At 64.7% G+C, this 12866-nt stretch carries 11 protein-coding genes; 7 read left to right on the forward strand and 4 right to left on the reverse strand.

All coding sequences use genetic code 11. The annotated features are described in order from the left end of the window. Positions 1-14: 14 nt before the first annotated feature. Together HZF05_RS05945 and HZF05_RS05950 are read left to right on the forward strand one after the other, a co-directional pair. Positions 15-1433, forward strand: coding sequence for an acyl-CoA reductase (locus tag HZF05_RS05945; RefSeq protein ID WP_160363452.1), 1419 nt, complete (start codon positions 15-17; stop codon positions 1431-1433). Positions 1434-1435: 2 nt separating this feature from the next. Continuing rightward, positions 1436-2479 (forward strand): aldo/keto reductase, encoded by a 1044-nt coding sequence (locus tag HZF05_RS05950; protein ID WP_160363453.1) that lies wholly within the window; start codon positions 1436-1438, stop codon positions 2477-2479. A 3-nt stretch (positions 2480-2482) separates the two neighbouring features. On the opposite strand, the gene HZF05_RS05955 is transcribed toward HZF05_RS05950, so the two are convergent. From HZF05_RS05955 to HZF05_RS05965, 3 genes are all read right to left on the reverse strand, one after another. Then, positions 2483-3940, reverse strand: a complete 1458-nt coding sequence (locus HZF05_RS05955; RefSeq protein WP_160363454.1) for an acyl-CoA reductase — start codon at positions 3938-3940, stop codon at positions 2483-2485. Between the two features lie 9 nt (positions 3941-3949). Then, complete coding sequence (locus HZF05_RS05960) at positions 3950-5368, reverse strand: phenylacetate--CoA ligase family protein (RefSeq protein WP_160363455.1); 1419 nt, start codon at positions 5366-5368, stop codon at positions 3950-3952. Between the two features lie 113 nt (positions 5369-5481). Next, positions 5482-6345 carry a helix-turn-helix domain-containing protein gene (locus HZF05_RS05965; protein WP_246331619.1) on the reverse strand — a complete coding sequence of 288 codons (864 nt, stop codon included), beginning with the start codon at positions 6343-6345 and terminating at the stop codon, positions 5482-5484. Positions 6346-6592: 247 nt separating this feature from the next. Between HZF05_RS05965 and HZF05_RS05970 the strand changes: the two genes are divergently transcribed. The 4 genes from HZF05_RS05970 to HZF05_RS05985 all read left to right on the forward strand — a co-directional run bounded on the left by HZF05_RS05970 (position 6593) and on the right by HZF05_RS05985 (position 10586). Next, positions 6593-7432 (forward strand): SDR family NAD(P)-dependent oxidoreductase, encoded by an 840-nt coding sequence (locus HZF05_RS05970; RefSeq protein ID WP_160363457.1) that lies wholly within the window; start codon positions 6593-6595, stop codon positions 7430-7432. A gap of 39 nt (positions 7433-7471) precedes the next feature. Then, a complete protein-coding gene (locus tag HZF05_RS05975) occupies positions 7472-8251 on the forward strand; it encodes a hypothetical protein (RefSeq protein ID WP_160363458.1) in 780 nt (259 codons plus the stop codon). 185 nt (positions 8252-8436) lie between these two features. Further along, positions 8437-9654, forward strand: a complete 1218-nt coding sequence (locus tag HZF05_RS05980) for a cytochrome P450 (RefSeq protein WP_160363459.1) — start codon at positions 8437-8439, stop codon at positions 9652-9654. Between the two features lie 89 nt (positions 9655-9743). After that, positions 9744-10586 (forward strand): NAD(P)-dependent oxidoreductase, encoded by an 843-nt coding sequence (locus HZF05_RS05985; RefSeq protein WP_160363460.1) that lies wholly within the window; start codon positions 9744-9746, stop codon positions 10584-10586. A 91-nt stretch (positions 10587-10677) separates the two neighbouring features. Here the strand turns inward: HZF05_RS05985 and HZF05_RS05990 are convergent, their stop codons facing one another. Continuing rightward, positions 10678-12258 (reverse strand): phytoene desaturase family protein, encoded by a 1581-nt coding sequence (locus tag HZF05_RS05990; RefSeq protein WP_160363461.1) that lies wholly within the window; start codon positions 12256-12258, stop codon positions 10678-10680. Positions 12259-12380: 122 nt separating this feature from the next. On the opposite strand from HZF05_RS05990, the gene HZF05_RS05995 reads away from it, so the two are divergent. Then, positions 12381-12827: a MaoC/PaaZ C-terminal domain-containing protein gene (locus HZF05_RS05995; protein WP_246331621.1), complete on the forward strand. Its 447-nt coding sequence runs from the start codon at positions 12381-12383 to the stop codon at positions 12825-12827. The last annotated feature ends 39 nt before the right edge of the window (positions 12828-12866 follow it).

Genomic DNA, 12866 nt, shown 5'->3' on the forward strand with positions numbered 1-12866 from the left:
CACGAGGACCCGAGATGCTTCACGACATTCTCGACGACAGCCGCAACGTCCTCGTGCCCCACGTGATCAAGGGCGAGACGATCATCGAAGCCCAGGTGGAACATCGCAGCCGCGCCACTGGCGATGTGGTGATGACGCCGCAAATCGATCTCGACACGCTGATCTGGCCGCGCAACGCGCCCGGCCCGGCGTTCGACACACCCATCGCCGAGATCGTGGATTTCCTGGTCGAGGTCGGCAAGGCGCTCGATTTCGATCGCAACCCGCATCTTCAGGAGGCGGCCGCCCACAACGCGCGCTTCGGAACGCTGGGCGCCCGCATTCTGGAGAATTGCTACCGCGATATCGCCCGCTTCTTCGATCGCGACGCGATCGAGGCGGAAGCCACCGAGGCGCTCGGCTCGCTGGACGCGGTTGACGGCTGGCGCGCGCGCGCCGTGCGCGGGCGCACCGTTCATGTCCGCGCGTTCCCGCCGCGCATCGTTCACATCCTTGCAGGCAACGCGCCGATCGTGCCGCCGATCTCGATCGTGCGGGGCGCGATCAGCAAGGGCGTGCATTTGCTCAAGATGCCGTCCAACGACCTGTTCACCGCGACGGCACTGTTGCGCACGCTGGCCGATGTCGGCCCCAACCATCCGGTGACGCGCTCTTTCTCTGCAGCCTATTGGCGCGGCGGCGACGATCGGATCGAGGGCAATATCTTCCGCTCGCAATATTACGACAAGCTGGTGGTGTGGGGCGGCGACGCGGCGGTCCGTCACGCGATGAAATATGTGGCGCCAGGGTTCGAGGTGATCTCGTTCGATCCCAAGGTCTCGATCTCGCTGATCGGACGCGAGGCGTTCGCATCCGACGAAGCGCTGGGCAGGGTTGCCGCAGCCGGCGCGGCCGACGTGGTGGCGTTCAACCAGGATGCGTGCAGTTGCGCGCGCTTCCAGTTCGTCGAGGGCAGCACCGAGGACGTCGATGCCTATTGCCGGAAGCTGGTCGATGCGATGGGCCGCGAAAGCCGCTACGGCGCCGGCCCGGACGGGCCGACACCGCCCGCGCCCGTGCTCGAAGAGCTTGACATGCTGGGAATGCTGGAGCCCATCTATCGCGTGTTCGGATCGCCCGATGGCAGCGGCATGGTCGTCCGTTCGAGCGAGCCCGTCGCTTTCAATCCCGGCGGCAAGCTGGTCAACGTCGTGGAAGTCCCAGTGCTGGCCGATGCGATCGCGCATGTCACGGTCGCGACCCAGTCGGTCGGGATCTATCCACCGGCACGGATTGCGGAGCTGAGGGACGGTCTTGCCAGCGCCGGGGTTCAGCGGATCACCGCGCTCGGCGGGATCCATGCCGGGCGTTTTGGCGGTCTGCCGCACGATGGCGGATGGCCGGTCCATCGCATGATGCATTGGGTCGTCGCGGAAGCTGGAGCTGAAGGGTAACCATGCCACTCGATCATTATCGCCTGCTCGGCCGTTCGGGCCTGCGTGTGTCGCCGCTCGCGCTCGGCACGATGACCTTCGGAGAGACCTGGGGCGCGGAAGAGGTGGAATCCCGTCGCATCTTCGACGCCTATGTCGATCGGGGCGGAAACTTCGTCGATACCGCCGGATATTACGCCAAGGGCCGATCGGAAGAGCTGACCGGCAAGTTCGCTGCCGGGAAACGCGATGGGGTCGTGCTCTCGACCAAATATTCGCTCGCGGTCGAACCCGGCGATCCCAATGCGGGCGGCAACAGCCGAAGGAGTATGGTCCGCGCCGTGGAGGACAGCCTGCGGCGTCTGCGGACGGATCGGATCGATTTGCTCTTCCTCCATGTCTGGGACGATATGGTGCCGGCCGACGAGATCCTGCGCGGGTTCGACGATCTCGTGCGGCAGGGCAAGATCCTCTACATAGGCATCTCGGACACGCCCGCGTGGCGGATCGCGTGGCTGCAGGTGATGGCGGAGTTGCGTGGCTGGACCCAGTTCGCCGCGCTCCAGGTCGAATATAGTCTGCTCCAGCGAACGGGCGAACGCGATCTGATTCCGGCCGCCCGGGCTCTCGGTATCGGCGTCATGCCGTGGTCGCCGCTCGGCAACGGGCTGCTCTCCGGCAAATATGCGACCGGCGCCTTGCAGCCAGACGATCCCGAGGGCGGGCGTGCCCAGATGATGACCGCGATCGGCAGGGTCAACCCGGCCACCGTGGCGATCGCCGACGCGGTGAAGGACGTTGCGGATGCGATCGGGGCAAGCTCGGCCCAGGTGGCGCTGGCATGGACGCTGGCAAATCCGGCAGTGGTGGCACCGCTGGTCGGCGCCCGCACGCTGCGCCAGTTCGTGGACAATATCGGTGCGCTGGATCTCCGGCTCGACGGAGAGCATCTCGCGGCTCTCGACGAGGCCAGCCGCATCGATCTCGGCTTTCCCCACGATTTCCTGAAATTCCCGTTCATCCGGGACGCGCTGACCGCCGGAACGACGGTTGTGCCGCGCGGCTGACCTTCAGCCGGCCAGCGTCTCGAGCTGGCGCCCATCGGCCTCTTCCTCGGTGACCCACTTGCACATGCGGCGCACCGGCTCGATCGCATCCTGTCGCTCCATATTGTGCTGCATCGTCGCCGCTCCGCCGAGCGAGACGATGCGCTGCGCACCCTGGAAAGCGAGCCTGTCGCGCAGCGCGGTCTTCAAGGCTTCGGGATAGATGCCGACCGTCTGCGTGTAGGCGTTGACCGAGCGGACCGCCGTTTCCACCGAATCGATGGGCACGATGTTGCCGACCCGGCAGGCGAGCGTCCGCGAGAAATCGACCGGATAATCCTCCTGGCTGACGATCACCGCCCCTTCGTTGCCGCGGCCGCCGAACACGCGGAAATCTTCGTCCTGCAGGCGGATCGCGTCGATCTCGGACTTGAGCGCCTGATCGAAGGCCTTGTGCGGCGTGCTCAGGTGCTCGGGCAATGCCTGCAACGCCGTGAAGGTGAGCTGGCCGAGGCGATTGGCACGCTCCAGTCCCTCTTCGTCCGTCCCCGATTCCACATAGATGACCCGCGCCGAAACGCAGCCTTCCTGGTTCTGCGCGCCGATATCGAGCGCCAGCCGGCGGGCGACGGACGCCAAGGTCGCGTCGTCGGCGAACGCTTCCTTGCCGATGATCGTGCCGCTCAGTTTGGGGTCCTGCGTGATCAGATCGATGCCGGGCTGGAGGTAGCGGGTGATGTGCTTCACCGAATCGAAGCCGCCCCAGGCGACGATCTTCTCGACGCCGCGAGGATCGTAGAGCGCCTGCTCGATCCGCTCGTCGCCGCCCTTCCAATAGGCGACGGTGATGTGCTTGGTAACCGGATGGTCCGGTGCCATCTCGGCCATCGTCCGCACGATAGCCGCGGCGGTGAGCGGATCGTTGGACGGCGTCTTGATGATCGCATCGGATCGGGTGAGTGCGTTGCGGATCACCGTCAGGATGCTGACGATCGGCGCATTACCCGCGATGACGTGGACGCAGCGCGATCCGAACGCGCGGGTTCGCGCCTGCAGGCCCGGAAACCGGCTCGGCCCCTGATCGACCCAGCCTTCGAGATAATCGACGCCGCAGGATCGCTCCATCATCGCGCGCATCTCGGTGCGATCGAACATGGCGCCGATATGGGCATAATGGTGGCGCAGAATGCTTTCCGACAATCCGGATGTCCGGCAGGAGAGCGCGAACGCCTGCTGGATGTGCCGGTTCTGCGCGACATCGAGACGATCGCCGAGCGCCACCAGGAAATCGAGGATATCCTCGAAGCGGAGCGCATAGAGATCGGCCATCATCGAAGGCGTGCGCAACGGCAGCTTGGCGATATGCGCCGCGACGTCTGGCGTGCGGAAGGCGACGCCGCCGCGACGACCGCCATATTCGATCCCGTCGCTCTCGATGATCTCGCCGCGGATGATCAGCGGCACGTCGAATTCTGTGCTCATCTGCAGGCCTCACATCGACAGTTCGGCAAGGAATTCCAGCGCGCGGTCGTGCGCTTCCGGTGCGCCTGCACAGACGATGCGATCATCGCCACCTTCCTTCTCGCTGTAGCGGCGAACGGGCGGCACGACATGCGGCCCGGTCCGCCCGCAGGCGCAGGGCGTCTGCCAGCCCGAGAGCGTCACCTCGTCGCCGGTGATGAGCCCCGCCCAATAGGTCTGCGGCATCAGGTCCAGCCCGGCGAAGCGTCCGGTCGTGCCGTCCTTGCGCGGGAGGGGGCGGCCGGTCTCGGGATCGAGCAGGAAGGGCACGATGATTGGCGGGACGTGATAATTGCCATTCTTGCACATCATGCAGAGGCCCATCATCTCGCTGGTCGCGTACATTTCGTAGAAATTGTCGAAGCCGAGGAATTCGAGCACCTGATCGCGCCAGTCGTCGGGCATCTCCTTGCCCTTCTTGCCGCCGCCGGTGAGGAGCACGCTGCCGGGCCCGAAAATGCCCTTGATCCCCCGCTTCAGGCCTTCCTCCGCCCAGTCGAACAGGATCGCCCACATCGCGGTGACATAGACATCCCTGCCGCCGAAGCGCCGCTGCGCTTCCGCGAAGAAGTGACGGACATCCTCCGGCCGACGTTGCTCCAGCGCCAGCAGCGCGTCGCGCCGTTCGAGCAGAACGGGCGGGATGTCGCCGATACCGGCTTCGCCCCGCGCCTCGGCCGCGCGCAGGCGCCCGGCCAATGAGGCGACGTCGGCGCTGAAGCGGCTGTCCGGGTACATGAACAGCGCATTGTCCGGCCCGCCCGCATACAGTTCGATCTGGATACCGTTACCGCGCTGCTGTGCCGCCGCGCCGTAGCGATAGCCGGGAATGATGATCGGCATCTTGTCCGCCAGGATGTCCGGCCCGGTGCCGGGGCCCCACCAGTCGCGCAGGATGATCGCGCTGTGGACGATGGTCTGGCGCCACTGGACCTTGGTGCGCGGCACGAAGGACAGCTTGCCGGTGGTGCCTGAGGTGTGCGCGACGGTCAGCGGAGTCTCGGCATCGAGCAGGTCGAGCCAATCGTCGATCGAGACGATCCCGCTGGCATCGACATTCGAGATGTCGGTGGTGGTGAGGCCGGCCAGCCACTTGGTCAGCTTGTCGAAGCGTGCGCGCTCCAGATAGCTGATCGGATAGGATTTGTAGACCGTGTGCGGAAACAGAAGGGGTGCGATATCGTCGATCGTGCCGATCGCGTCGATGCCCTGTTCGCGCGCCAGCTTGTCGAGAACCGAAAGGCCCGGCCGGAGTTCGGCGAACCGCTTGCGCGCGCCTTCCAGATGCAGGCGCTCGATCTGCTCGATGCTGAGCCGGAAGCCATCATCGTAGCAGGCATCGTGAAACGAGGTCGGATCGGCCAGCAGCCGTTGGTAATAGTCGCTCATTAACACCCCATTCCCTGCCGTCCGGCCCGATTCCTAGAGCGGCGGGGAGGGGGAGGTACATCGTGGTGGTGCCCGAGGCCCCGCCCTTCTGTCGCCAGATCGCCACAAAGCGATCAGGTGGCGTAGCGGAACCGCTCCTGGCGATATTGCTTCGGCGACAAGCCGGTCGCCTTGCGGAAGGATGCCGAGAAGGCGGCAGCGCTCTGATAGCCGCAATTGAACGCGACGATCTTGATCAGCGCATCCTCTTTCGCCAGTTCCTCCTGGGCGCGGCGGATGCGGGCGGCGGCGATATATTCCGTCAGCGTCATGCCCACGGTGTTCTTGAACGTGCGGATCAGGTGGCGCGCGCTCATCCCGCATTCGGCGGCCAGGTCCGCCACCGACATCGGCTCGCCCAGCCCGGCCTCGATCCGGTCCTTCAAGCGGTGCAGGCGCCAGTCGGCGATCCGCCCGCGCCAGGCGTGATCGGCCGATTGCCGCTCCTGCAGGTGGCGACAGAGTTCGACGACGAGCATCAACGAGGCGGACTCGATCAACACGTCGGCCCCGAAGCCCGGCGCCCGTACTTCTTCGACCAGTCTGGCGAGTATCTGGCGCACGCGCGGCGCGCGCACGTCGAAACAGGGTGCAAGATCGCTGACGGCCGCATCGCTCTCGAACAGGTCGTTCGCCCGGTCATTGTCGAAGGTGAGGCAAAGAAGGTGCTGCTCGCACGGATTGCACTCCGCTTCGAATGCGCTGCCGCGCGGAAGGAAGACGATCTCGCCCGGCGGCGGCATCGCCCGGTGCCCATCGTGGAGCAGTCGCGAACCTTGCGCGCGGGGTGTCAGCGAGTAGTCGATATAGTAGGATTCGGCGTTGAAACGCCCCTTGCAGCTGCGATCCCAGCCGAACCTGCGGATATCGGCATGAATGCCATTGGCCAGCAGCGCATGTTCGATCTCGAAATGCGACACCGTCCTCGGGCGACACATGGTCAATTCACTATCAGCGGCGGCGTGCCCCAAGGTCGGTTTGGCGGTAAATCCCGACGTCATCGTCGCTCCAGTTCCTCTCCGTGCCCGCTGTGCGGTTCTATCCGAGAACCTATCAGCCGCGGCATGCGATGGCGAATCTCCCCGCGCATCCCCTCGAAGGCCTTTTGCTTACCTTCGGATAGGGTTGTCGCAGCACGGACCCCGCAAGATCGGGATCAAAGAGAGCGCGAAAGGAGTCGATCGGATGGCGGACAGGGTGGTGATGGTCACCGGTGCGACGCGCGGCCTCGGGCGTGGTATCGCACGGGGCTTCGCGTCGACCGGAGCAACCATCTTCGTCACCGGGCGCGACGAGGGTGCGCTGGCGAGTGTCGTCACCGAAATCGCCGAATGCGGCGGCCGTGGCATGGCGTTGGCATGCGATCATCGCGACGATGCGCAGGCGAAGGCCGCTTTCGATCGACTGGCCGCCGAGACCGGCGGGCGGCTCGATATCCTCGTCAACAACGCTGCTGCCGTTTACGGTCAGGACCTCGTTGCGCCAGGCCCTTTCTGGGAGAAACCGCTCAAGCTGGTCGATATGCTCGATGTCGGGCTTCGCTCCAACTATGTTGCGGCCTATCATGCGGCCCCGCTGATGGTCGGGGCGAGGCGCGGGCTGATCGCAAGCATCTCCTTCTATGGCGCCGTTTCCTATTTCCACGGGCCGGCCTATGGCGCCGCCAAGGCCGGCACCGACAAGATGACCGCCGACATGGCCGTCGATCTCGCGCCGCATGGAGTTTCGGCAGTGTCCTTCTGGCCGGGATTCATCCTCACCGATGCGATCAAGGCGATGCCGACCGAGATGATCCCCGAACAGCTCCGCGCGATGCTGCCGCTCTGGGAAACGCCCGAATTTTCGGCGCTCGTCATCGACGCCCTGGCGCGCGATCCCGATCTTGCCGCGATGTCGGGAAAGGCGGTGATCGGTGCCGAACTCGGCGAACGCTACGGCATCCGGGACAGGGACGGGAAGCAGCCGGTCTCCTATCGAGCGACGATGGGCTCGCCCTTGGAATTCGTCGGGCCTCCTGCGGGATGATCGGACGGCCAATCAGACAATAATGATCGGAGAGGGCATATGATCGAAGCCGTGTTGGTCGTGCTGACCAAGGCCGTTCCCGGCCTCGAGAGCGACATGGACGACTGGTACACTAATATCCATATCCGCGACGCCTTGCGGTTTCGCGGGTCGGTCACCGCGCAGCGTTTTCGATGGAGCGCCAGCCAGCCCGCGCCGCCGCCCGATTTCGATTGGCAATATCTGGCCCTTTACGACGTCTTCGATCCCCAGCGCTTCAGCAGCGAGCACTGGGAAAATGCGCTGACCAGCCGCATGAAGGTCACCGAGGCGATAGATGACAGCGTGCTGTATGACTATCATTACTACCCGCTGAATTTCGTCGATCGCGATCCGGCGGTGGCACATGCGGAAGGCGTGATCCTTGAGCAGCTCCGCCCCGTCGACGGCCGCGAGGCCGAGTTCCGCGAATGGTATGGCGCAGAATATCTGTCGCAGGCGATGCGTCGGCCGGGCGTGAAGTCGGGCGCCTTCCTGATGTACCGACCGGAAGGGCAGATGATCCCTTCGCGGCCCGATCATCGCTACATCGGCATCTACCGGGTCAGCGGCCCCGATGCGGTCGATGCGTGGCGCGGCGCGCCTGCCACGCTGTTCAACTCCGGCCTGCTGACGGAGGGCGGGGCCGTCCTCACCCACTGGGATCGCGTCACCGACAGGATCACCAAGGATGCTGTCCAGCATCCCACCGCTGCCGCGCTTGCCGAGGAAGAGCGCGCGCGGGCGCATATGGGCGACCGTGTGAAGACCGGCGGTGCCGACAAGCTCGGCGCCGCCTGACGAACGACGATGGCCTCTCGTCGCCTGCCGCGAATCTCGGGATACGGGCAATGCCGCCCGGATGCGGCGCGATTTCAACCAGCTCCCTGTGGCGACGGTTGGCTGAAGTGCTGCCGGCCCTGTCGTTGGTTAGGGGGCGAGCCAGTCCGCGCATGCGATGTGCGGGCAAACCGAGGAGTTGTATCATGGCTACCGCACCCGCTTCGACTTTGCCGTCGCACGTCCCGCCGGAACTCGCCGTCGCTTTGCCGCTCTATGCCCGCAAGCGCGTTTCGGAGTGCCCGCAGGAGACGCTGATCCCCGAAATGCACGCGACGCTGCCGCCGATCTGCTACGTCACCAATATCTTTCCGGGCGATCAGCCGGGCTGGCTCGTCAAGAGCTATGAAGATACGATGGAGATGCTGCGCGATCCCGACAACTTCACCAAGAACGGGATGGGCAAATGGGCCCAGAACATCAACGAGAACTGGCTCGTCATTCCGACCGAAGCCGATCCGCCCATCCACACCGATTATCGCAAGGCGCTGAACCCGAGCTTCGCGCCCCAGAAGATGTCCGCCCTGCGCGATCAGGTTCGCGAGCGCGCGCAGACGCTGATAGCCAAGTTCAAGGATCGCGGGTCGTGCGACTTCGTGGACGAGTTTTCGGAGAAGTATCCGATCAACATCGTGCTCGATCTGCTCGGCCTGCCGCAGGAGCGGATGGAGCAATTCCTCGTCTGGGAAAAGGAGATGCTGCACACCAACGATTGGGAGGTGCGCGGCAACGCCGTTCGGCAGGTGAAGAACTATCTTCTCGAAGAGATCGAGGATCGCCGCAAGAATCCTCGTGACGATTACATCACCCGCATCTTCGATTTCGAGGTGGACGGCCGCAAATGGAACGAGGACGAGGTCTTCGGCCACTGCTTCAATCTGTATCTCGGCGGGCTGGACACGGTCACGTCGCTGCTCGGCAACATCTTCTGTTTCCTTGCCCGCTATCCCGAGCGCCAGGCGGAACTGCGCGAGAATCCTGGCAAGATCGTCCTCGCGGTCGAGGAGTTCCTGCGCGCGTTCGCACCGGTCACCGCCTTCCGGATCGCTGCGAAGGAGATAGAGATCTGCGGGCAGAAGGTCATGCCGGGAGAGTATATTTCGGTCGCCACGCCCGTAACGGGCTACGATCCGACCTATTACGAAAATCCTCAGGAAATCCGTTTCGATCGCAAGGCGCCACACATCTCGCTGGGCGGTGGCATCCACAAATGCCTCGGCATGCATCTTGCGCGCCTGGAACTGCAGATCGCGGTCGAGGAGTTCATGAAGTCGCTGCCCGAATTCCGCATCAAGGACGGGTTCGATGTCTCCTATTTCGTCGGCAACATCCAGCATGTTCCCGAGCTCGAGCTGCAGTGGTGAAAAAAGCGGATCGCCGCTCGTAATCAGGATCGGTAGCCCCGGTCCATGCCGGCCCCCGGCCGGCAGACCCCCGTTGACGGAGTACACGCATGTCGAACGAGATTAACAGGATCGGCTTCATCGGCCTGGGCAGCATGGGCGGGGCGCAGGCCCGCGAGCTGGCGAAGCTTGCGACGCCGCTCACCGTCTATGACGTGTCGGACGCCGCGATGCGCACGTTCGAGGGGCGGGCCGAGCTGGCGGGCTCGATCGGCAATCTCGGCCGAGTGAGCGACGTTGTCGGCATCTGCGTCCAGGACGACGCACAGGTGAACGACTGCGTCGATCAGCTCTTGCCGACCATGAAGCCGGGATCGACGATCCTAGTCCACAGCACGATCAGCCCGGCCACGTCAAAATCGGTAGCCGCGAAGGCCGAAGCGAGTGGCATCAAGTTGCTCGAAGCGTCGGTCACCCGGACCGAGATGACCCAGGATGGCCCCTTCGTCTTCTGCATGATCGGCGGCGACGAAGCGGAGATGGCGCGGGTCCAGCCGGTGCTCGATGCCTATTCGACCAACACCATGTATGTCGGTCCGCTCGGGTCGGCGATGGCCCTGAAGATCTCCAACAATCTTGTTTCGTGGTGCGAGATCATGCTCGGCCTCGAATGCCAGAAACTGGCGACTGCCGCCGGCGTGCCGATCGAGAAACTGCTGACGGTGATGAACCGCAACGGCGTGATGAGCCCGCCGATGGCCGGCTTCATGGCGTTCGCGCGCAACCCCGGGGACGAGAAGAGTCGCGGGCTCATGGCGGTGCAGGCGGGTATCGGCGAGAAGGATCTCACGCTTGCCGAGCGCCTGGCCAGCGATGCCGGCGTTGCCGCACCGATCACCAGCTACGTCCGCTCGCTGGTCAAGCGGACGGTGCTGGACGTGTGCGAGTCCTGATCGGCGAGGCTTCGCTTCGCCCGATCGGGGCTTGGGTCGGCGAGAGCAGGAGACATGGGAGAGAATCTCCGATGCCGCCCGTTTCGTGCGACTAGCGCTTGATTTTCTTGAGGAGGCGCTGGGCGCGCGTGGCTGCAACCTTGCCGGGAATGCCCGAGATGCCGCCGCCAGGATGGGCTCCGGCACCGCCGATGAACAGCCCGGGGATGGCGGGCTTGGGACCGCCGAAGCCAACTGCCGGGCGCTTGGTCCCCGATCGCATCGAGCCGAAATCGATGTGCGTCACGCAGCCGTTGGTCGCGTTCAGCCGAATCTCCCGCTCGCGCGGCGTCTCCACCCATCGGCCGATCTCGGTCTGTAAGCCGTCGTAGAATTCGGACATGTGGTCGATGATGCTGGCCATCGTCTCGTCCTTCAGCGCGGGCGACCAGCCCTCGCGCGCATCGACCACCATCGAGGGCAGATAGACGTAGGCGACCGATCCGCCGGACGGTGCCTGGCTCGGATCGATGTTGGACATCGGCGTGACCGAAACGGCATGACGAACGGGAATGTCGCCGCGCCGCGTTGCAGCGAAGGCCTCGCGCACCTCCTCGGGCGTCCCGATCAAGCCGACCGCCTTGTTGAGATCGGCGTCGTCGTGGCGCAGGTCCTGATGCTTCTTCAGTGTCAGCTGGCCCGACATGGCGATGTTGGCGAGCAGCGGCGCGCCGCCCCAGCGACTGACGGGAGCATGCTCGATCCGCTGTACCAGTCGCCGCTCGACCTGGCCCGGAGTCGTGAGCTCGATCATCGTCTGCGGGTCGCAGGTGGCGATCACGGCGGGCGCGCGCAAAACCCGGCCGTCTTCCAGCCTGATGCCGCGCGCCGCACCGTCATCGATGATGATTTCGGCTACCGGCGTATTGAGCATGATCGTCGCGCCGGACGCTTCGATGCTGTTCTTCATGGCATCGGCGAAGGTCTGGAGGCTGCCGACCGGCTTGCCGGTGCCGAGACGATGGAGCACGGAGAGGATCATGTAGGCGGCCGAGTTGCCGTCCTCGTCGATCGGCCCGGCGCCGGCGGCGATGCCCGTCAGCAACGCGATCGACGCCGGATGCTCGAACCATTCGCAGGCGATCTGATCGGACGTGCCGTTCGCCAGGATGGTGAGCTCCTCGCGCAGCTTGCGGTTGCGGACGAGCGCGCCGATCATCTTGCCAAGGTTGGCTCGGTCGGGGCGACCGGGCTCGGCCTTCATCATCGGGAAGCCGATGTCCATCAGCGCGTCGAGCAACTCCACGAACTTCAGATAGGCCTTGCCGTCGTTTCGGTTGAGCCGCGCCATGTCCTCGGCGGTCCGTCTGGCGTCGCGGAATATGGCGATCGAGCTGCCGTCGGGGTGAAGATAGGCATAGCTGGGATCGGGATCGATGGTGCGCAGGCCATATTTGGGAAGCTCCAGATCCTCGATCAGGCCTGTGCCCCGCACGAACAGCAGCTCCACCGCGCAGGGCGTGACGAGATGCTCCGGTGCTTCGGGGATGAGATAGCCGGAACTGGTCATGCCGCCGACCTTGCCAAGCCGCTCGACCACCACGACGCGCTTGCCCGCGCGGCTGAGATAGCCTGCGGCCGCCATGCCGTTGTGGCCGGCGCCCACGATCACGACATCGAACTCGTCGCTCATAGTCCTCCCCTTTGATCGCGCCGCTTATCGTCGGATACACACGTCGCGCCGCCTGCCGGAAGGCAGGCGCCTTATGTCGGCGGCGCGGCGCTTTGTCCTTCCGCCGACAACCGGATTTCGGCATGGACGTCGCCATGCGGACCTACGACATGCTGGAGCTGGGCGAGCGTCGCCACTCCGATGAATGGCAGCTCGATGAATCTCAGATCATCGCTTTCGGCAGGCAGTTCGATCCGCAATATTTCCACGTCGATCCCATCGCGGCCCGAGCCTCGCCATTCGGTATGCTGATCGCAAGCGGCATGCACCTGCTCGCCATCGCCCGCGCGCTCGATCATGCGATGAACGGAGAGATCGCCTACATCTGCGGTGTCGCGTTCGAGGACGTGCGGTTCCTGCGGCCGGGTCTTCCCGGCGATCGCCTGTCGCTCTCCTCGGAGATCGTGATGCTCCGTCCGTCCGAAAAGGACGCCGGACGCGGAATCGTCGGCCACGACTATCTTTTGATGCGCGACGGCGGCGAACCCGTGCTTGCCTATCGCAGCGTCAGTCTCGTACGTCGCGCCTGACGGCCTCCACTTGGATAGGTGGCTCAGCCGTTATGTGCG

The organism is Sphingomonas chungangi (assembly GCF_013778325.1).
GTDB classification, from domain to species: Bacteria; Pseudomonadota; Alphaproteobacteria; order Sphingomonadales; family Sphingomonadaceae; genus Solisphingomonas; species Solisphingomonas chungangi.